This is a genomic window from Tessaracoccus sp. MC1627 (genome assembly GCF_014164725.1).
Taxonomy (GTDB): domain Bacteria; phylum Actinomycetota; class Actinomycetes; order Propionibacteriales; family Propionibacteriaceae; genus Arachnia.
This window is the reverse complement of sequence record NZ_JACJGA010000001.1, coordinates 725125-745640: the sequence shown is the minus strand read 5'-3', so window position 1 is coordinate 745640 and position 20516 is coordinate 725125. Positions and strand designations below refer to the sequence as shown.

At 70.3% G+C, this 20516-nt stretch carries 19 protein-coding genes; 6 read left to right on the top strand and 13 right to left on the bottom strand.

Annotated features, from left to right (window positions below; translation table 11 throughout):
- Nucleotides 1-22 precede the first annotated feature (22 nt).
- The 4 genes from H5399_RS03290 to H5399_RS03275 all read right to left on the bottom strand — a co-directional run bounded on the left by H5399_RS03290 (nucleotide 23) and on the right by H5399_RS03275 (nucleotide 4185).
- The gene (locus tag H5399_RS03290) at nucleotides 23-1066 is read right to left on the bottom strand and encodes a hemolysin family protein (RefSeq protein WP_182781576.1); all 1044 of its coding nucleotides are present in this window, start codon (nucleotides 1064-1066) and stop codon (nucleotides 23-25) included.
- Complete coding sequence (locus H5399_RS03285) at nucleotides 1059-2423, bottom strand: hemolysin family protein (RefSeq protein WP_182781575.1); 1365 nt, start codon at nucleotides 2421-2423, stop codon at nucleotides 1059-1061. Before H5399_RS03285 ends, H5399_RS03290 begins: the two co-directional genes overlap by 8 nt.
- A 73-nt stretch (nucleotides 2424-2496) precedes the next feature.
- Nucleotides 2497-3750 (bottom strand): MFS transporter, encoded by a 1254-nt coding sequence (locus tag H5399_RS03280; RefSeq protein WP_182781574.1) that lies wholly within the window; start codon nucleotides 3748-3750, stop codon nucleotides 2497-2499.
- Nucleotides 3751-3765: 15 nt separating this feature from the next.
- Nucleotides 3766-4185 carry a metalloregulator ArsR/SmtB family transcription factor gene (locus H5399_RS03275; RefSeq protein ID WP_182781573.1) on the bottom strand — a complete coding sequence of 140 codons (420 nt, stop codon included), beginning with the start codon at nucleotides 4183-4185 and terminating at the stop codon, nucleotides 3766-3768.
- 104 nt (nucleotides 4186-4289) lie between these two features.
- On the opposite strand from H5399_RS03275, the gene H5399_RS03270 reads away from it, so the two are divergent.
- The 6 genes from H5399_RS03270 (at nucleotide 4290) to H5399_RS03245 (ending at nucleotide 11972) form a co-directional block, all read left to right on the top strand.
- Nucleotides 4290-5459: a sensor histidine kinase gene (locus tag H5399_RS03270; protein ID WP_182781572.1), complete on the top strand. Its 1170-nt coding sequence runs from the start codon at nucleotides 4290-4292 to the stop codon at nucleotides 5457-5459.
- Nucleotides 5456-6139 (top strand): response regulator transcription factor, encoded by a 684-nt coding sequence (locus H5399_RS03265; RefSeq protein WP_182781571.1) that lies wholly within the window; start codon nucleotides 5456-5458, stop codon nucleotides 6137-6139. The genes H5399_RS03270 and H5399_RS03265 overlap by 4 nt, the downstream gene beginning before the upstream one ends.
- A 78-nt stretch (nucleotides 6140-6217) precedes the next feature.
- Complete coding sequence (locus tag H5399_RS03260; RefSeq protein WP_182781570.1) at nucleotides 6218-7546, top strand: ferric reductase-like transmembrane domain-containing protein; 1329 nt, start codon at nucleotides 6218-6220, stop codon at nucleotides 7544-7546.
- A gap of 97 nt (nucleotides 7547-7643) precedes the next feature.
- The gene (locus H5399_RS03255; RefSeq protein ID WP_182781569.1) at nucleotides 7644-8396 is read left to right on the top strand and encodes an ABC transporter ATP-binding protein; all 753 of its coding nucleotides are present in this window, start codon (nucleotides 7644-7646) and stop codon (nucleotides 8394-8396) included.
- A complete protein-coding gene (locus H5399_RS03250) occupies nucleotides 8393-9703 on the top strand; it encodes an ABC transporter permease (protein ID WP_182781568.1) in 1311 nt (436 codons plus the stop codon). Before H5399_RS03255 ends, H5399_RS03250 begins: the two co-directional genes overlap by 4 nt.
- A gap of 91 nt (nucleotides 9704-9794) precedes the next feature.
- Nucleotides 9795-11972 carry a copper-translocating P-type ATPase gene (locus H5399_RS03245; protein ID WP_182781567.1) on the top strand — a complete coding sequence of 726 codons (2178 nt, stop codon included), beginning with the start codon at nucleotides 9795-9797 and terminating at the stop codon, nucleotides 11970-11972.
- Nucleotides 11973-12213: 241 nt separating this feature from the next.
- On the opposite strand, the gene zupT is transcribed toward H5399_RS03245, so the two are convergent.
- From zupT to H5399_RS03200, 9 genes are all read right to left on the bottom strand, one after another.
- Nucleotides 12214-13020 (bottom strand): zinc transporter ZupT, encoded by an 807-nt coding sequence (gene zupT, locus H5399_RS03240; RefSeq protein ID WP_182781566.1) that lies wholly within the window; start codon nucleotides 13018-13020, stop codon nucleotides 12214-12216.
- A 32-nt stretch (nucleotides 13021-13052) separates the two neighbouring features.
- Nucleotides 13053-14318 carry an acyl-CoA desaturase gene (locus H5399_RS03235; protein ID WP_182781565.1) on the bottom strand — a complete coding sequence of 422 codons (1266 nt, stop codon included), beginning with the start codon at nucleotides 14316-14318 and terminating at the stop codon, nucleotides 13053-13055.
- Between the two features lie 10 nt (nucleotides 14319-14328).
- A complete protein-coding gene (locus H5399_RS03230) occupies nucleotides 14329-15447 on the bottom strand; it encodes a ferredoxin reductase (RefSeq protein WP_182781564.1) in 1119 nt (372 codons plus the stop codon).
- 54 nt (nucleotides 15448-15501) lie between these two features.
- The gene (locus H5399_RS03225; protein WP_182781563.1) at nucleotides 15502-16059 is read right to left on the bottom strand and encodes a hypothetical protein; all 558 of its coding nucleotides are present in this window, start codon (nucleotides 16057-16059) and stop codon (nucleotides 15502-15504) included.
- Nucleotides 16056-17339, bottom strand: a complete 1284-nt coding sequence (locus tag H5399_RS03220) for a DUF58 domain-containing protein (RefSeq protein ID WP_182781562.1) — start codon at nucleotides 17337-17339, stop codon at nucleotides 16056-16058. The genes H5399_RS03225 and H5399_RS03220 overlap by 4 nt, the downstream gene beginning before the upstream one ends.
- Complete coding sequence (locus H5399_RS03215; RefSeq protein WP_182781561.1) at nucleotides 17339-18313, bottom strand: MoxR family ATPase; 975 nt, start codon at nucleotides 18311-18313, stop codon at nucleotides 17339-17341. The genes H5399_RS03220 and H5399_RS03215 overlap by 1 nt, the downstream gene beginning before the upstream one ends.
- Entirely contained in the window at nucleotides 18310-18825 is a 516-nt protein-coding gene (locus H5399_RS03210; RefSeq protein ID WP_182781560.1) for a hypothetical protein, read from the bottom strand. Before H5399_RS03210 ends, H5399_RS03215 begins: the two co-directional genes overlap by 4 nt.
- Entirely contained in the window at nucleotides 18822-19550 is a 729-nt protein-coding gene (locus H5399_RS03205; protein ID WP_182781559.1) for a DUF4129 domain-containing protein, read from the bottom strand. Before H5399_RS03205 ends, H5399_RS03210 begins: the two co-directional genes overlap by 4 nt.
- A gap of 124 nt (nucleotides 19551-19674) precedes the next feature.
- Nucleotides 19675-20496 (bottom strand): mechanosensitive ion channel domain-containing protein, encoded by an 822-nt coding sequence (locus H5399_RS03200; protein ID WP_220490742.1) that lies wholly within the window; start codon nucleotides 20494-20496, stop codon nucleotides 19675-19677.
- Nucleotides 20497-20516: the final 20 nt, after the last annotated feature.

Genomic DNA, 20516 nt, shown 5'->3' with positions numbered 1-20516 from the left:
AGGTAGCAGAATGCAGAGGCGCCTACCGCCGCGCCACCGTCGCAGCGTCCTTGACCTCACCGATCAGCCGCTCGACGACGTCCTCCAGCATGGCCGCGCCCACCGTCTGCTCGCCGTCAATGACGAGCGCGAAGTGCGTGCCTCCGGCCTGCATCGCGGCGAGCGTGGCCTCCAGGGTGGCGTCCTTCGCAATGGTGGCCAGCGGCCGGACCACGTGCTCGCCTAGGGGACGGGTGAATTCGTCGTCGGTCAGCCCGAGGAAATCCTTGAGGTGGACGTAGCCGACGACGTGGCCCTCCTGCGCTGCGACGGGGAAACGCGAGTATCCCGTGCGCAGGAACTCCGCCTCCACCTGGGCCGGCGTGGCCTCGGAGGGGAGCGTCACGAGGTCGCCTAGCGGGACCATCACCGCCTCGACGGTCTCAGTCCCGATGCTGACCGCCCCGCTGAGCAGCTGGTGTTCGCGATCCTCGAGCAGCCCCTCCTCGCGCGACTCCGCGATGAAGGCGGCCACCTCGTCGGCGGTGAATGCCGAGGCGATCTCCTCCCTCGGCTCCACCTTCAGCAGGCGCAGCACCGCATTGGCGATCCAGTTGAGCAGCCAGATCAGCGGGCGCAGCACGAGCACGATCCCGTAGAGAATGGGGCCGAGGATCATGGCGGATCGCTCGGGACCGGAGATCGCGATGTTCTTCGGCACCATCTCGCCGAGCACCATGTGCAGGAACACGACGATGGCCAGCGCGATGATGAAAGACACCGTGTGGAGCGCGGCGCCGCTGATGCCGATGGCGGCCAGCGGGATCTCCAGCAGATGCGCGACGGCGGGCTCACCGATGGCGCCCAGTCCGAGGGAGCACATGGTGATGCCCAGTTGTGCACCGGCCATCATGAGGGAGACCCGTTCCATGGCCCGCAGCGTGATCCGCGCCGAGCGCGATCCGGCCGCGGCCCGCGGCTCGATCTGCGTGCGCCGAGCGGCGATGAGCGCGAACTCGGCACCCACGAAGAAGGCGTTGCCGATCAGCAGGGCGATGGCAATGAGGATGGCAGTGGAATCAAGCATCGACCTCACCTTCCTCTGCATCCTCGACGGTCAGGGTGAGCCTGTCGACGCGCCAGCCATCCAGACGGGTGACCTTCAGCCGCGCGACCGCCGGGGTCGGTAGCCCATCGCCGTCGGGTCTGGTCTCGTCGCGGACGCCGAGGAGCACCTCGTCGCCCACCCGCGGGAAGCGGCCGAGCTGCTCTGTGATGAGGCCGCCGAGGGTGTCGGACTCGCGTCCCTCGGGCAGTTCGATGCTCAGTGTCTCGCTCGCTTCGTCCGGCCGGAGCAGCCCAGACAAGGACCAACGCCGCTCCTCCAGCTGGCGGTAGGCGCGGGTGGGGTTGTCCTGCTCGTCATCGATCTCGCCGACGATCTCCTCCACCACGTCCTCAAGAGTCACGATGCCGTCGGTGCCGCCGTATTCATCGACGACGACCGCCATCTGTACCCCGAGTCGAAGGACCTCGAGCACCGAGCCCAGGGGCATCGTCGAGGGCACGGCCCGGATGGGACGGACCAGGTCCTGGACGGTGCGGCCAGCGCGGTCCGCCGAGGGGATCGCCAGGGCGTCCTTGAAGAGCACGACCCCTCGGACATCGTCGACGCTCTCGCCGATGACCGGGAAACGCGCGTGGCCGCTGGCGCGGACCGCATCGAGAACGTCCGACGCGGTCTCGTCGAGCTCGAGGAAGCGGACGCGGGGTCGCGGGGTCATGGCGTCGGAAGCAGTGCGTTCGTTGAGTGCCACGGAGTGTTCGAGCCGCCTCGCAAGCTCCTCGCCCAGCAGGCCCTGCTGTGCGGAACGGGCGGCGAGCGATCCCAACTCCTGCGCGGAACGGGCGGAGGCGAGCTCCTCCTGCGGCTCCATGCCCAGCGCGCGGACGATGTGGTTGGCGGTGCCGTTGAGGAACCACAGCAGCGGCCTGCTCACCCAGGTGAAGCCACGCTGGAACCCCACCACCGCCCGCCCCACCTTCAGAGGCTCAGCGATGGCCCAGTTCTTGGGCACCAGCTCGCCGAACACCATCTGGACCATGGTCGCGATGAGGAAGGCTGCGGTGAAGGCCACCACGGAGGCCGTCTCCTCAGGCAGGCCGGCGGCGCGGATCGGCACCTGGAGCAGCGTCGCGATCGAAGGCTCCGCGATGAAGCCGACCACCAGGCTGGTGATGGTGATGCCGAGCTGCGCGCCGGAAAGCTGCGTCGACATGGTGCGCAGCGCCTCGCGCAGCGACTTAGCCTTCGGGTCCGTCTCGGCGAGCCTCGCCACAGTGGGACGGTCCACGGCCACCAGGGAGAATTCGGCGGCCACGAACATGGCGTTCGCGGCGATCAGCACAACCACGGCCAGGAGCAGTAGCCACTCGACAATCATCGCTGCCTCACCCCCGTCGAAGGGCTCAGAGACATCTGGGCGGCCCCGGAGGGCAAAGGACTATGACCGTCGTTCACGCGTCGATCGTACGTGAACCTCGGTGGACGAACGTCTCGTCCGAGACCTGGGGTACCACCGTCCACGCCGAGCGCGCCCACCCCAGGCCGACCACCGCCACGCCCACAAGCACCGTCGCCACACCTGGCAGCCCGAACTGGGCACCCAGCAGTCCTGCGAGCGGATACGTGAGGAGGAAGCACGCATGCGAGAGCGAAAACTGGGCGGCGAACACCGCCGGGCAGGTCTGCTCCGTCGAGTTCCTGCGCAGGAGCCGCGCCGACGGCGTGAGCACCGCAGAGGTCGCGGCGCCGATGACGAACCAGAGCCCAAACAGCAGCCGCCACGCAAGCCCTGCATCGACCCACGCAAGGACAGCAGCCGCCACGCCCAGGCTCGCCGGAAGGATGGACGCGCCCGCCAGCATCACTCGACGATCGGGCAGGTGGTCGAGCAGCCGCGGTACCGCCAACGCCACCAGCATCGAGCCCGCCCCGTAGGCGGCCAGCAGCAGGGCCAGGTCACCCTGATCGCGCCCGAGGTGCGCGCGCACGATCACGACGGTGTTGACGATTACCATCGCGGTGGTGGCGGCCACGACGAGGTTGATCCCCAACAGCCCGCGCAGTTCGGGCGCGGCCCAGAAGTGCCGGGTGCCGCTGGTCAGGCGCTCGAGGAACGGCGCGGGCGGGGGCGGCTCGACCTGTGGGAGCCGGGTGACAGCCACCAGAACCGCTGAGCCGGCAAAACCCACGACGGTGCCCACGAACAGGTCCTGATATCCCACCACCGCCAACAGAAGTGCGGCGATCATGGGGCTGGCGAGGGCCTCCATGTCGTAGGCCAGCCGCGACAACGAGAGCGCCCGCGTGTACTCCCGCTCTTGGGGTAGCACCGACGGGATCAGTGCCTGGAAGGCCGGCGTGAACGTGGCCGAGGCCGACTGAAGCAGGAAGATCAGCGCATAGATCTGCCACGCCTCGCTCACGAAGGGCAGGCACAGAGCGACGCCGGCGCGGACCAGATCCGCGGTGATCAGCAGCGGCTTGCGCGGCACCCGGGCGACGACGGCGGACATCACGGGGGCGACGCCAACGTAGGCCGCCATCTTGATGGTCATCGCGAGCCCCATCACCGCGCCGGCGCTGTCCGGCGAGACCTCGAAGGCCAACAACCCTAGGGCCACGGTGAGCAGGCCGGTGCCGAGAAGCGCGATCACCTGGGCGGAGAACAGGGTCCGGTAGGTGCGGTTGCGAAGGACTATCAGCATAGTGAGGACCCGCGCTCAGGCGTCTGAGGACCTGCGGCGGGGGCCTAGTCTGTCGGTCCCCCGCTGCGGGGCGTCGTCGTTCACGACGGTGTGGTGCAGCGGCGTCTGCCCGGTCGCAGCGACGGAGTGCTCCGCCTGCCTGACGGCCTCCAGGATGACGCCGAGGGCGTGCTCGTCGGCGAGCTTGTACAGAACCTTGGTGCCGTCCTGCCGGGTGGTGACCATGCGCGCCATCCGGAGCCGGGCAAGGTGCTGGGACACGCCGGAGGGATTCTTGCCGACCCTTTCGGCCAGTTCACCCACGGACAGCTCGTCCGTGGATTGGAGGGAGAGGATGACCCGGATCCGGGTGGGGTCCGACAGCAGGGCGAGCACCTCGGCGGCGAGGTCGACGAATTCCGAGGGGACGTCATGAGCCTTCTTGTCCGCGTGCATACGCAGATACTAATACACATCATGTCCTACTCCGCCCGCAGTACCCGGCCCAGCCTGCGCCCGGACGACGCGGCAGCGCCCGCCTCGCGCCTAAGGTGACGGCTATGGCCCCACGTCACACCCTCCGCCTACCCGCGGAGCTCGCCGTCGTGGGCGCCGCGGCGATGCTGACCCTCGTGGCGGGCCCCACGATTGCTTCGAGCCCACCCCACGGCGGCGCGCCGTACGCCTACGGGTGGCTCGACGTCGCCCTCACCCTGGTGGCCGCGACCGCGCTGCTGGGCCGCCGATGGCACCTTGCCCCCGCCTTCTGGGTGTCGGTCGCGGCGTCCGCGATCGCGCAGGCGAGCGGTCACCCGCTCAACCTGGCCCCGTTTGCCCCCGCCGCGTTGGCGTTCTCGCTGGCACTGCACCGGGAGCGCCGCACGGTGATGATCTCGGCCGCCGGCGCCACCGTCGTGCTCCTGAGCGCCACCCTGGCGGGTGTGCTCTCGGGAGCGCCGTGGTGGGGGAAGCCGGGCGAGGGGTTCCTCTGGCTGTGGATCGGGACGGCGATCGGGTTGGCGGCGCGGAGCCAGCGGCTGATGGTGGAGGCCCTCGAACAGCGGGCAGAGCGCGCGGAGGCGGCCAACGACCAGTTGGCGCTGCGCCTGGTCGCGGAGGACAGGGTCCGCATCGCGCGCGAGCTGCACGACGTGATGGCCCACCACGTCAGCGTGATCAATGTCCAGGCGGGCGTCGCCGGACACCTCCTGCGCAGCGACCCTGCAACGGCCGAGGCGTCGATCGGCCACATCCGCACGGCCGCGGCCACCGTGCTCGACGAGCTGCAGGGCATCCTCGGCGTCCTGCGCCAGGACGAGAGCCTGGTTCCCTCCGCCGCGGCTCCCGCCCCCACGGACCTGGCCGACACGTTCGACGCGGCTCGCAGGCTCGGCGTGCCCCTCACCGTCACCGGACCCACCGGTCTCGACGGGGTGGCCCCGCTGGCCGGCCACGCAGCGCATCGCTTGGTGCAGGAGGCGCTGACCAACGCGCGCAAGCACGCCCCGGGATCGCCCGTGAGCGTGGTCATCCGCCGCGGGGACACGCTGAGCATCGAGATCAGCAATCCGGTACCCCCCGGCGAGCGGGAGCACGAGCCGTCGAGCGGCTTCGGCCTGATGGGGATGCGCGAACGCGTGCTGGCCGCTGGCGGAACACTCACCCTCACCCACGACCCCGGCCTGTTCGTCGTGACCGCCGAGCTGCCCCTTCTGAGGGAGGACTCATGACCATCCGAGTGGTGCTCGCCGACGACCAGGCCCTGGTCAGGAGCGGGTTCGCGGCGTTGATCAACTCGGACCCCCAGCTGGAGGTGGTGGGCCTGGCCGCCGACGGGGAGGAGGCGCTCCGGCTGGTGCGCGAGACGGCCGCCGATGTCGTCCTCATGGACGTGCGGATGCCGGTGCTCGACGGGTTGGAGGCCACCCGCAGGATCTGCGCCGACGACGACCTGGCCGGGGTCCGGGTTCTCATCCTGACCACCTTCGAGCTGGACGAGTACGTCTTCGAGGCCCTCCGAGCCGGGGCCTCGGGTTTCCTCGGCAAGGGCGTCGAACCGGCGCAGCTGCTGGAGGCCATCCGCATCGTCGCCGCGGGCGACCAGCTGCTGTCGCCGGCCGCGACGAAGGGGCTGATCGCCAGGTTCCTCGCCCAGCCCACCAGCGTCGCCCAGGCCACCGAGTCGGGTGGCCCACTCCCGCTCCCGCTGCTCACCGACCGCGAGCGCGAACTGGTGGCCCTGGCAGCGGAGGGCCTCACCAACGACGACATCGCGGACCGCCTGGTGCTCTCCCCTCTCACGGTCAAGACGCACCTCAACCGCGCCATGACCAAGCTGAACCTGCGCGACCGCGCCCAGCTGGTGGTGGCGGCATACCAGTCCGGCCTGGTGCGAGTCGGGCATCCCTGACCTACTGCGATCGAAGTAGGCGCCGGTTGCCGCGCCGGGCGGATGCGCGGCACAAGGACCAAGGCGAAGGATGACACCATGTCGCATCACGCCAGCACAGTGTCTCTTCGTCCGCCCGGCGTCGGGCTGTGGTTGCGCCCCGGGATGGTGGCCACCGTCGTGGGTGCCGTGGTCATCGCGGCGCTGTGGATGGCGCTGCTGCCAGCCGACAAGCCCCTCGGTGACCGCGTGGGCGAGACCCTGGGCGTGGAGGCGATCTGGTTGATGTCCGCCGCCATGCTCTCGATCACCCAGCGCCCGGCGCCGGCGAGGCTCTTCGGTGGGATCGACGCGCAGCTGTGGTGGCACCGCGTCGCGGGGACGCTCGGGTTCGCCCTGGCCATCGTCCATCCCCGGATCATGGCCACCCGCGGCGAGCCGAGTGCCACCTCAATGGTGATGGAAGTCATGGAGAAGGTGACCGTGCTGCTCATCGCCTGGGCGTTCCTCGCGCCGGGAACCCGGGCGGCGCGCTGGCGAGGCCCCCTCGGGTGGATCGCCCGCAGCAGCTACGACATCTGGCGGATCATGCACGCCGTACTCGCCGTATACGTCCTCGTGGCGATGTATCACGGCTTCGTCGACGCGGAGCTGACCCCCTCGTCGGTGGCACTGCGTGCGGTCTACGTCGTCGTGTGCGCCTACGGCGTGTGGGCGGTGCTCGACCGGACGCTCGCCCGCCACGCCCGGGGCCGCCTTCGCAACGGCACCATCACGCAGGTCCACCGGCTCAGCGACCTCGTGGCCATGGTCCACGTCAAGCCCGATCGGGACCGCGGATTCCAGCCGGGCCACTTCGTGTACCTGGGGCTTCGGTCCGCGCGCGAGCGGGCGCACCCGTTCACCGTCGCCGGCGTCAGCCCCGACGGGGAACTCGAACTGGGGGTGAAGGCGTCCGGCAAGGGCACGCGCCGGCTCGTCGAGCGCGTGGCGGTGGGCGACCGCGTGTGGCTCAGCGCCCCCCAGGGGTCCACCGATCCCGTCCCACACGAGCCCAGCAACGTCTGGGTGGCGGGCGGTGCGGGGATCGCGCCCATGATCGCGACCATCAGGACGGCCGGTGAAGACGGACCGGGTGGACGGGTGACCCTGCTGTGGTCACGCCGGGACGCCGTCGCGAGCCCCATGGACGAGGAGCTGCGTCAGGGCGCCGAGCGGTACCCGTGGCTCACCGTGCGCTTCATCGACACCACCGTCGAGCCCCGGGTGAGCGCCGCCGACGTTCTTGCCGCCGGAGGCGTCGACGCGGACGAACTGGGGGTGCGGATGTGCGGGCCCACGTCGATGATGCAGCAGTTGGCCTCCGAGCTGCGCACGGCCGGCGTTTCCGCGGAGCGGCTGCACGTGGAGTCCTACGCGTTCCGGTGAGACCCGGCTTGGGCGAATCGACGGCAGTGCCACCTACCACCGGCGCAGTACCGCAGGAGCCCACATCGAGACGATGCGTCAGGGGCGCAGGCTGCGGATGATTGAAGATGCCGCCCGCTTCCACGCGGCCGGCGTTCATCAGGAGGATCAGTTGACCAGCCCCATCATCTCGGCCCGCGAGGTGCACAAGACCTACGGCCGTGGCCAGAGCAGCTTCGAGGCGCTCCGCGGCGTCACCCTAGACATCCAGCCGGGCGAGAGCATCGCGATCCTCGGCAAGAGCGGATCCGGCAAATCCACCCTCATGCACACGCTCGCGCTGCTGGACGCGCCGACGTCGGGCAGCATCACGCTGGAGGGCGTCGACACCGGTGAGCTGCGCGGACGGCGGCTCAACCGCACCCGCAACCAGACCTTCGGGTTCGTGTTCCAGCAGTTCTTCCTCACGCCGAGCGCGACGGTGCTAGACAACGTCACGCTGCCGCTGAAGATCGCGGGGGTCCCGCGCAGCGAGCGACGGCGGCTGGGCATGGAGGTGCTGGAGCAGCTCGAGCTCGACGACAAGTCCAGGAACAAGGCCAGCGACCTGTCCGGCGGCCAGAAGCAGCGGGTGGTGATCGCGCGGGCCTTGATCAACACGCCTCGGATCATCTTCGCCGACGAGCCCACGGGCAATCTCGACTCGGCCACCGGCGCCGTCGTCGAGAACATCCTGTTGGACCTCAACCGCCAGCACGGCATCACGCTCATCATCGTCACCCACGACGACGACCTCGCGGCACGCTGCGACCGCCGCCTCATCATCCGCGACGGGCTCCTCGTCGGCGACGAGCAGGGGGTGGCGGCATGAAGGCCCACGACCTCGTCGGATCGGCGTTCGCCAACGTGTTCCGCTCCAAGACCCGCACGATCCTGACGGTCCTGGCGATCTTCGTCGGGGCGTTCACGCTCACCCTCACCAGCGGGCTGGGCACCGGCATCAACCGCTACATCGACGACACGGTCACCGCCGTCGGCGCCTCCGACGTGCTCACCGTGACCCGCACAGCCGAGGGCGAGTCCGGCATGCGAGGGTCCTCGGGCCCCCGCGAGTACGACCCCGATGCCATCAGCAGCGACCAGCCCGGCCCCGGCGGTGGAGGCGTGGTCACGGCGCTCACGCAGGAGGACCTCGATGAACTCGCAGGCGTCGACGGCGTGCTGGACGTGCAGCCCACCAGGTCGCTCAGCCCGGACTTCATCCAGGCGGGCGACGGCACCCCCTACGTCGTCAACGTGGGCAGCCTCGTGTCCGGCCAGGAGATCCAGCTGATCGCCGGCCAGGCTCCCGACGACGCGTCGGACGAGTCGCAGCTGGTGCTGCCCGTGTCCTACGTCGAGCCGCTCGGCTTCGCCGACGAGGCGGACGCGATCGGCCAGAGCGTGACCCTGCAGATCAGCGACGCGCTTCGCACCGCGCACACCATGGAGGCCACCGTCGTCGGCGTCGCCGAGGAGGGACTCGCCTCCCCCACGGGCGCGAGCATCGTGCTCAACGACACCCTCAGCATGGCTCTCGAGGAGGCGCAGAACACGGGCCTCCCTGCCGACGAGGAGGACCGCTACGCGGAGGCATCCGTCTGGTACGACGCCGGCGCCACCACGGAGGAGACCGAAGCGCTCCAGGACCGGCTCGCGGACGCCGGCTACTCCGCCGTCACCGTCTCCGACCAGCTGGGGACCTTCACCACCGTCATCGACGGGATCGTGCTGGTGCTCAACGCGTTCGCGATCATCGCGCTGCTGGCCGCCAGCTTCGGAATCGTCAACACGCTGTACATGTCGGTGCAGGAGCGGACCCGCGAGATCGGCCTGATGAAGGCCATGGGGATGGGCAACGGGCGGGTGTTCGGGCTGTTCAGCCTGGAGGCCACCGTCATCGGCCTGCTCGGGAGCGTGCTGGGCGTGGGTGTGGCCATGCTGGCGGGCGGCGTCCTGAGCCGTATGCTGTCGCGCACCCTCCTGGCGGACCTCCCGGGACTCACGCTGATCGCGTTCGACCCCCTGGCTGTGGGGGCGGTCATCGCCCTCGTGGTTGCCATCGCCTTCCTCGCCGGGACGTTCCCGGCGGCGCGGGCCGCGCGGGCGGATCCGGTGAACTCGCTGCGCTACGAGTGATCCCGTGTTGCCCGGCGCTCTGGGGGGCGTCGGGCAACACGTTTCCCCCAAAGGCTTGATTTGATACCCCCTGGGGGTATATAACTGAGACATGGAGCAGTCAGAGCACCAGAACCATCACCCCTCCCCCGACCCGCACGCGGGCCACGCGGACCACGGCGGCATGGCGGTCGACGACAACCGCGCCGGCCACGGCACCCACGGGCAGGCGATGCCCCACGGCGCCGCCCACTCCGGGGCAGACGATAAGCAGGTCCACTCCCACGGGGAGCACGCCGGACACTCGACGGCGATGTTCAAGAACCGCTTCTGGGCATCCCTGGTGCTGACCATCCCGGTGGTGGTCTTCAGCCCGATGGTGGCGCACCTGCTCGGGTACCACCTGCCGGAATTCCCCGGCTCCACATGGATCGCGCCGATCCTGGGCACGGTGATCTTCGCCTACGGCGGGGTGCCGTTCCTCAAGGGCGGGTGGCGTGAGCTGAAGACCCGACAGCCGGGGATGATGCTGCTCATCTCGCTGGCCATCACCGTCGCGTTCGTGGCCTCGTGGGTCACCACGCTCGGCATCGGCGGCTTCGAGCTCGACTTCTGGTGGGAGCTGGCGCTGCTGGTGACCATCATGCTGCTCGGCCACTGGATGGAGATGCGGGCGCTCGGCGCCGCCTCCTCGGCTCTCGACGCGCTGGCAGAACTGCTGCCAAGCGAGGCGGAGCGGGTGACCGACGACGGGACGGTCGTCGTCCCGATCTCGGAGCTGGCGGTCGACGACGTGGTGCTCGTCCGGGCCGGCGCCCGGGTGCCCGCGGACGGGACGATCGTCGACGGCGCGGCCGAGTTCGACGAGTCGATGATCACCGGGGAGTCGCAGCCGGTGGCGCGCGGCGAGGGCGAGCGCGTCGTCGCCGGCACCGTCGCCACGGACAACACGGTGCGGGTACGGGTCGAGGCCACCGGCGACGACACGGCCCTGGCCGGGATCCAGAGGATGGTGGCCGACGCGCAGGCCTCGTCGTCGCGGGCCCAGGCCCTGGCGGACAGAGCCGCCGCGCTGCTGTTCTGGTTCGCGCTCGGCGCGGGGATCCTGACAGCCATCGCGTGGACCCTGCTCGGCAGCCCCGACCAGGCCGTGGTGCGGACCGTCACCGTGCTGGTCATCGCCTGCCCCCACGCACTGGGCCTGGCGATCCCCCTTGTCATCGCGATCTCCACCGAGCGCGCGGCCAAGAACGGCGTGCTGATCAAGGACCGGATGGCGCTTGAGCGGATGCGCACCATCGATGTGGTGCTGTTCGACAAGACCGGCACGCTGACGGAGGGCGCGCACGCGGTGACGGGTGTCGCGGCGGTTGGGGTGTCCGAGGCCGAGCTGCTGTCGCTGGCGGCGGCGGCCGAGGCGGACAGCGAGCACCCCGTCGCGCGGGCGATCGTCGCGGCGGCCGCCGAGCACCCGGAGGCTTCGGGCATCCGACGGCGCGGGACGGACTTCTCTGCGTCCACCGGCCGCGGGGTGCGGGCCACCGTCGACGGCTCGACGATCCAGGTGGGCGGGCCCACCCTGCTGCGCGAGCTGGGGCTGGAGACGCCGTCGGCTCTCACGGGGCCGACTGACTCGTGGACCGGGCGGGGAGCCGGCGTGCTGCACGTCATCCGCGACGGTGAGGTGATCGGGGCGGTCGCCGTCGAGGACAAGGTCCGCGCGGAGTCGAAGGCTGCGGTCAGGGCGCTGCAGGATCGCGGCGTGCGGGTGGCGATGGTCACCGGCGACGCACGGCAGGTCGCCGAGGCCGTCGGCGCCGAGCTGGGCATCGACGAGGTGTTCGCCGAGGTGCTGCCGCAGGACAAGGACACCAAGGTGACCGAGCTGCAGGGTCGCGGGCTGACCGTGGCGATGGTGGGCGACGGCGTCAACGACGCCCCCGCCCTGGCCCGCGCCGAGGTAGGGATCGCGATCGGGGCGGGGACGGACGTGGCGATGGAGTCGGCCGGCGTGGTGCTGGCGGGCAACGACCCACGGGCGGTGCTGTCCATGATCGACCTGTCGCGGGCGAGTTACCGCAAGATGATCCAGAACCTGGTGTGGGCGGCGGGCTACAACATCGTCGCGGTGCCGCTGGCCGCCGGCGTGCTGGCGCCCATCGGGGTGGTGCTGTCCCCGGCGGTGGGGGCGGTGCTGATGTCGTTGTCGACGATCATCGTGGCGCTGAACGCACAGCTGCTGCGTCGCATCGATCTGGATCCCGATCACCTCGCCTCTCCCGCTGGCTGAGGCGCGATGAGCGGAGCGACGAGCCCCTCCCGCTGGCTGAGGCGCGAGGAGCGACGAGCCCCCTCCCGCTGGCTGAGGCGCAAGGAGCGACGAGCCCCCTCCCGCTTGCTGAGGCGCGAGGAGCGAAGCGACGAGCCTCGAAGCCTAAGAAACGCTCCTTGTCAGCTCACGTTTCATAGGCTTCGAGGCCGCTGCGCGGCACCTCAGCCAGCGGGGACGGGCGGCCGGGGCCCCGTGTCCCTCAGGCCGCAGAGAACAGGACGAGGCTCGCGGCGACGATCGCCATCCCGGCCAGCATGCCGTAGATGGTCTGGTGCTTGTCCGTCTGGTAGCGCCACGACGCCTGCAGCATCTCGTCCAGCGCAAGGAACACCATCATCCCGGCCACCAGCCCGTAGAACAGTCCCAGCACGGACTCCGGTACCACCCAGCTGATCAGAGCCGCGGCCACCAAGGCGCCGATGGGCTCCGTCAACCCGGAGACGGTGGCCCACCAGAAGGCCTTGCCCCGCGACCCCGTCGCCGCATAGACCGGCGCCGCGACAGCGATGCCCTCCGGCACGTTGTGGATCGCGACGGCGACGGCGAGCGTCAGGCCGATCTTCGGGTCCTGGTAGGTGCTGAAGAACGTGGCCATGCCCTCGGGGAAGTTGTGCAGCCCCAGCACCAGCCCTACGAGGAGGCCGCTCCGGAGCAGGCGAGTGTTGCGCGCCGCGTCCTTGGACCCCATGGCCGCCTCGCGGCCCTCGATCTCGCTCGGGTTCAGCGAGGCGGGGAGCAGCCGGTCGATGGCCAGGACAAGGAGGATGCCGACGAAGAACGCGGCGAAGACAAGCGCCTCGGCCGTGGCCAGCGAGTAGGTCTCCGCCATCCATTGGATGCCCAGCGGCAGGATCTGCATGAAGGAGATCATCAGCATGGCGCCTGCTGCGAACGCCAGCGCGACGGCCAGGAACCGACGCCCCAACGTCTTGCGGCGCACCACCAGAAGCCCGCCGATGGAGGTGGCCAGACCGGCGAACAGCGAGACAAGGAGCGCAAGGATCATCGTGCGCTCAGGCTAGCGCGAGGAGTGTGCTCCTACGCCATGGCGCCGATGGCCACCTGCCGCGGGCGCCGCCACATTCCACGGGTGGAATCCACCACGTCGCCGACGGCCGCGCGCGCGGCCGAGGCCACCTCGGCCCACTGGCTCGTGCCCGGCTTCTTGTTGGGCAGCGAGTACCTGAACACCTTGCCCCACGCGGAGGCCACCTGCTTGGGCAGCGGCCCGGTGACGTAGCGCAGGTGATAGCGCTGCATGAGCGCCTGGACCCTCGGGGAGATCTCGGCATAGCGGTTGCTGGGCATGTCGGGGAACAGGTGGTGCTCCACCTGGTGCGACAGGTGCCCGGTCATGATGTGCATGAGCTTGCTGCCCGAGATATTGGCCGACCCGAGCATCTGCCGCACGTACCACTCGCCCCGCGTCTCGCCCTCGATGGACTCCGTCTCGAACGTCTCCACGCCCTCGGGGAAGTGGCCGCAGAAGATCACCGAGTGCGTCCACACGTTGCGGGCGGTGTTGGCGATCGCGTTGGCCATCAGCGTCGACAGCGCGGAGGGCCCCGACAGCAGCGGGTGCACCAGGTAGTCCTTGGTCATCTGGGTGCGGATCTTGGCGAAGACCTTCTTCAGGTCCTCCCGGAACACCTGCTTGTCCTTGGTCCCCTCGCTCCAGCCCTTGATGTCGAGGTCGTAGGCCGCGATGCCGTACTCGAAGAACAGCGCCGTGAAGAAGTTGGTCACCGGCTGGAACAGGTGCAGCAGCTTCCACTCCTGGTCCGGGTCCACGCGCAGCACGTTGTAGCCGAGGTCGTTGTCCATGCCCACGACGTTGGTGTAGGTGTGGTGCTCGACGTTGTGGGACTTCTTCCACTGCTCGGCGGGCGAGGCGAAGTCCCACTCCCACGTGCTGGAGTGGATCTTCTCGTCGCGCATCCAATCCCACTGGCCGTGGAGGATGTTGTGCCCGATCTCGGTGTTCTCGATGATCTTGGCCACCGTCAGCCCCGTGGTGCCGAGGACGAACGCGGGCGGGAACCTGGAGAACAGCAGCACGACGCGGCTGGCCAGCTCCAGGGAGCGCTGGGTCCTGATCACACGCCGGATGTAGGCGGCGTCGTCGGATCCGCGGCTGGCCATGATCTCGTCGCGGATGGCGTCAAGCTCGCGACCGATGTCCTCGATGTCCTCGGGGCTGAGGTGGGCGATGGGATTGTGCTTGCCGCTGGCCGAGATCTCGGCTCGTTCCTGCGGGCGGGAGGTGGTGATGCGGTTCGGGCGGTTCTGGACTGTCTCGGTCATGGTGAGGCCTTCAGATTCGGAGATGGCATGGACCGGCCGCAGCCGACACACAGGTCTGGATGATGACGGGGTCATCGGGGTTGGCGGTGGTCAGGTCCCCCGTGCGGAGGTCGCGGACACTGCCCTCGGTCATGGGGACGACGCAGTTGAAGCAGATGCCCATCCGGCAGCCCGACGGCATCAGCACGCCGGCTTCCTCGCCCGCGTCGAGCAGGGTGGTGGAGGCGTCGGCCGCGGTGGTGATTCCTGAGCGTGTGAAGGTGATCTCCCCGCCCTCGCCGACGGCGTGGATCCGGGGGCGGAACCGCTCGGTGTGCAGGTGGTCGGCCAGGCCGGCGTCGGCCCAGTGTGCCTCGGCGTCGTCGAGCAGGGCGGTGGGGCCGCAGGCCCAGGTGTGCCGGGTGCGCCAATCCGGGACGACGGAGTCGAGCTCGGTCACGGGCAGCACGCCCGCCGCCCTGGTGAAGCGGGTGATCAGCCGGATCCGACCCGCGTCGGCGAGCGCCCGGAGTTCCGTGCGGAACAGCATCTCCTCGGGGGTGGGCGCGGAGTGGACCACCACCACGTCCCGCGGCAGCGGCGAGTTGCGCAGCATCCCCATGACGGGGGTGATCCCGCTGCCGGCGGTGAGGAACAGCACGGCGTCCGGCACCTGGCTGGGGAGGACGAAGTCTCCCGTGGCCTGGTCCAGCAGGATCACGGCCCCGGGCCTGAGGTGCGCCTTGACGTAGTTGCTGACCTTGCCCTCAGCGATGGCCCGGATGGTCAGCGTTATGGTGCCCGCGTCGTTGACCGGGCTGGTGATGGAGTAGGCGCGCCACTGGCGGACCCCGTCGACGTCCACGCCGATGCGGGTGTACTGGCCGGGCCTGTGGGTGCGCCACCCGCGCCCCGGCCTGATGACCACCGTGGTGGCGCTGGCGGTCTCGGGGCGGACTGCCACGACGCGGCCGCGCAGGTCCGCGCCGGAGCGCAGCGGGTCGATCAGGTCAAGGAAGTCCTCGGGGAGCAGTGGCGTGGCGAGCGCCTCGGCCACCTTCCGGGCCCCCGAGCGGGCCTGTCTCAGCACGCGCTTGACCACCGAGCTGTGCGCCTGAGGCGGGGCGCCGGTGGCGCCCTGAAGAGTCATTACCTACAAGGTTACGCTACCGTAGGTAAGCGCTCAAACAGCGCCTTTGAGCCCCTAGCCGGGGCGTCTGAGCGCGGCCACCAGACCCACCGTCGCCGAGGCCAGGGCGAGCGACCCCGCGACCACCCACCAGAGCCCGAGCGCATCGTCGGGCAGGGCGGTCAGGACGATCACTCCGGCCCCCACCGCGACACTCACGCCCACGAAACACGCCAGCCCTCGCACCATCCGGTGAGCCGCGCGGCCGGTGATCGTCGCGTACGACGGCGCGGCCGCGGCGAAGGCGACGCTCAGGTGGAACACGGCCACCAGGCCGGCCACCGCCAGCCACTCCCACCACGACGAGCCCGCGCCCCCGGACAGCCACGACAGGGCGACGACGGCGACCAGCCCCAGCGGTGCCGCGGAGTCCGGGCGCACCACCGACGCGAACGCCATCAGCACCGCGACCGCAAACAGGGCGGACGAGACCACCGTCGGGAACCACACCGCGCACAGGGCCGCGGTGGACAGGCCCGACGCGAGGACCACCATCCGCAGCACCCACTGCTGACCACTGGTGATCCGCAGCGCGTAGATCCACGCGGCGACCAGTTCGGCGAGGTCCCTCATCGGCCGAGCACCCGCCTCGGGGCGGAGCGCGCCGCCTCCATCGAGAGCAGCACGCTCGCCAGGCTGCTCGTCCCACGCCACGGAGTCACCGGGATGCCGATGTCGCGCAGCCGCTCGATGGCGTCGTCGCGCTCCATCCGGCGCATCATCCAGGCCTCGCCGAGGAAGGTGTCGCGGCGGAAAGCCCCGATGTCCTCGAACCGCCCGATCCCCTCCGGCAGCGTGTCCACCGCGATCACCTCCGCACCGAGTCTGCGGAGCCGCACCAGTTCGTCCTGCGACTCCCGCTCCAGCAGCGGCGAGCAGAAGAACACCAGCATCCCGCTGGTCACCGTGCCGACGGGCCGCAGCATGTCCCAGTCCGGCACGCTGCGATTCGCCCGCGACAGCACGTTGAGCACCACCCTCGCCTGGCGGGGCCCGGTGCCGGAGCGGACATGGCCGATCCGTCGGCCGAGGTCGTGGACCGCCACGCGGTCCCCGAAGCCGACGTAGTGGCGGGAGATCGCCGCGACCGCGCGCACCGTCGCATCCAGGCTCGTGGGCGCCGTCGGATCCGCGGGGACCACGTCGAGGAGGGTGTCGACGACGATGAGGACGTCCGTGTCGCGCTCGGTCAGCGTCGAGTTGACGTGCACCTTCCCCAGCCGCGACGTCACCCGCCAATTGATCCGCCTCAGCCTGTCCCCGGGGCGGAACTCGCGCACATCGGCGAGGTCGCTGCCGTCGCCGCGATGCCGAGAGCGGTGCATGCCGACGATGCCGATCGGATGGGCCACCCCGCTGCCGCCCTCCAGCGTCGAGGACGCCGGCCGCACGGTGATCTGCACGCGGGCCAGCGCGGCCGAGGCGCGCCAGCTCCCGCCCAGGTCCGCCACGGACACCGAGCCGGGGCCCACGTCGTAGCGGCCCCAGCGCTCCGGCTGCACCGCGACACTCGAGCCCTCGCGCGCCACCGCATCCAGCACCGTGCCGGCGTCGGGCTCCACCGCGATCCCCGGCCGGACGGGCCACTGCAGCGTGACAAGGGACGACGGCCACGCCTGCGACGCGCGGGTCACCAGCGGCACCGACTCCCCCTCGGGCACCACCACCGCCTTCGGCCTCACCTCCACTTCGGGTTCACCACGCCGTCGGACCGCCCACGCCCACGCCAGGTGGACGACGAAGGGGGCGATCAGGACCGCGACGTCGGCCCGCTGCGCGACGATCGCGAGCACGCCCAGCGCAGCCGCGACCCCGAGGGACCGCAGCAACGCGGGGGTGTGCGTGACCTGCATCAGAGGCTCTCCGCGTCCGGCACCGGCACCACGTCCAGGACCGCCCGCACGATGGATTCCGGCGCCACGTTGTTGAGCCACAGCTCGGGCCGGATCACGATCCGGTGCCCGAGCGCGGGCACGGCGAGGCGCTTGATGTCCTCCGGGATGACGAAATCGCGGCCCTCGATCAGCGCCAGCGCCCGCGAGCACAGCAGCAGCGACAGCGACCCGCGCGGCGACGCCCCCACCATCGTGTCCTGATGCTCGCGCGTGGCGCGGACCAGATCGATGGCGTAGCGGCCCACGGACTCCGCCACGTGGATGTTCTCGACGCAGTCCTGCACGGCGAGCAGCCCGGCAGGGTCGAGGACGGCGTCGACCACGATCTCCTCCCGCCGTCGCCCCATCCGCCGGGAGAGCACATCCCACTCCTCGTCGAGCGACGGATACCCGAAGGCCAGCCGCAGCAGGAACCGGTCGAGCTGAGCCTCAGGCAGCGGGTAGGTGCCCTCGTGCTCGATCGGGTTCGCGGTGGCCAGCACGTGGAAGGGTCGCGGCAGCACGAACGTGTGCCCCTCGACGGTGACCTGCCGCTCCTGCATCGCCTCCAGCAGCGCGGACTGGGTCTTGGGCGGTGTCCGGTTGATCTCGTCGGCCAGGAGCAGGCCGGTGAAGATGGGGCCCTCGCGGAAGCTGAACTCGGACGTGTGCTGGTCGAAGATGTAGGAGCCGGTGAGGTCGGCGGGAAGCAGGTCCGGGGTGAACTGGGCGCGGGTGAACTCCAGGCCGAGCGCCTGCGCCAGGGAGCGCGCCGCCAACGTCTTGCCCAAGCCCGGCAGGTCCTCGAGCAGCACGTGGCCGCCGGCCAGCACACCCGCCAGCACCAGGGTCATCTGGTCGCGCTTCCCCACGAGGGCGGTGTCGACGGCGTCGAGCACCTGCTGCACGAGCGAGGTGGCCTGGGCCTGGGTGAGCGCGGCGGGGGTGCTCATAGCGAATCGATCTCCTTGAGGTGGGCGTGCAAGGTCTTGCGGTTGAGCACCTGGGGGTGCTCGGCCTCCGCGCTGCGGAGGTAGGTCAGCAGCGCGGGCGAAAGGTGGGCGTCGGCGCCGTCGAGGGGGTCGGCGCCGCGGGCGGGTCGATCGATGCGCCCGGAGGTGACCAGGCGCCTCACGGTGAGCTCGGTGAGTTGGCGGGCGACGCGCCGGGAGTCGAAGCCCCGGCCCGGCTGCGCGTGGGCGAGGACCGAGGCGAGGCGGCGGGTGCGGATGTCGGCCTGGAAGTGCGGGGAGCGGGTGTGCCAGGACGGCTGCTTCCACTCCGGCTGGTCCGAGGCGGGCAGGACCTGGTTGACGGCCCACGACGCCGCGGCCGCCACCATTCCGGCGACGAGCGCAAGGGTGGGCTCGACTCGGAGATAGGCTACGTCGTCGATCAGGATGAACAGCGAGGCGACGCCGATCCCGACGGCGAGCCGGGCGATGAGGCTCCACGCGGCCGTCACGGCGCTGCCCTCCCGCTGAGCTGCGCGCTGAGGGCCTCGAGGGCGGAGACGGCACGGTCGCGGTGGGCGTCCGTGAGCTCGTGGGTGGAGAACATCGCCTGGCGATACAACTCGGCGAGTTCCTCGAGGGCCGCGGCGTCCACCACCGCCCGGCTCAGCACCTCGACGGTGAACTCCTGAGACGTCTGCGCGGGCTTCCTGAAGATGCCCGACGAGACCGCGGCCTGCTCGAGCCGCCGCCAGCACGCGATGACGGCGCCGTCGACGGCCATGCCCAGACGGAGCTCCTCGACCGTCTCGTCCAGCGCCTCGACCAGTTCCTCGTCGTCGATCTCCGGGATCTCGGACTCGGCGCCGGTAGGTTCGGCAGCGTGCCGACGCTCGGTCCTGATCAGCTCACCGGACAGGCGGTAGAGGAAGGTCCCGATCAGCGCGAGGAGTGCGACGGCGGCAAGGATCCGGACCACATCGTCGGCCCACCCCGGCAGCACCAGAGGCTCCACGTCCGGCATGGGATACACCGGAGACTGCGACGGCAGCGGGTTGAGGCTGGGGAGGGGGACCTCGGGCCCGAGTGTCGCGGTGGGTGTGGGTTTGGGGAGTACCTCGACCAGCGGAGGCCGCGGGCTGGTGGCGCCGAGCGTGACAAGGATGAGGACAATGAGCGCGACGGCGATGACGAGGGGGAGGGTTCCGCCTCGTCGCGGCGGCTTCAGTGCGTCCACAAGGGTCGAGTCTACGGACAGGTCTGCGGCAGTTGTTCCTCCAGAACGGTCCTCGGGGGCCACAGGGGGGCGAGAGCGGTTCTGGAGGAACAGTGACCGCACGCCGGGCTCCTACCCAGGGGGCTCACTGCACTGAGTCAGTCGCGCGGCCGCCGTCGACGAGCTTGACCGTCACGACGTCGTCGCCGGACTTCACGCTGTGCTGCCTGAAGGCCTCCACCACGTGCTGGATCACTGCGTCCTGCGCGGTGCGGGTCTCCAACTGGCGGGCCCCGGACCAGAAGCGGAGATCCATCTTGACCGTGGCCGTACCGATCTCGCGCAGTAGGGCCTCAGGCGCCGGCTCCGAGAGGATCGACGGGATCTCCCGCATCGCCTCCAATGCCACAAGCCGCGCATGGGTCAGGTCTGTGGCGTCGTCGAGGTCCACGGTCACCGTCGAGCGGACACGCTCATATCCCGTCTGGACTGTGACGATCTCCGAGTGCAGGGATGAGTTGGGAATCAGGACCAGCCGGCCGTCGAACGTGCGCAGGGCGGTGTGGGACAGACCCATTTCGCTGACCGTTCCGGAGTGGTCGAGCACAGAGATCTGGTCGCCGACGCGGAACCTGTCCCGAGCCAGGATCACGATGCCGGCGAACATGTTGCCCAGCACGGTCTGGAACGCGATGCCGGCCGCCAGGGAGACGATGGTGATGCCACCCAGGACATCGACGGGCTTCACGCTGGGGAACACCACGGTGATCGCGGCCGCGGCGGAGAGCACGACGATCACGCCCTGCGCCAGCCCGGAGAATACGCGGGTGGAGCTCTCGCTGCGGCCCCGCCAGGCGAGGAACCGCTGCACGACGAGCCTCGCCACGAAACCGACCCCCACTCCGACGAGCAGCACAATCAGGCCGGTCAGCACCGCCTGCCAGGTGATGGGTGGGAGATCGATCACGGTCGCGGCTCCTCTCGTCG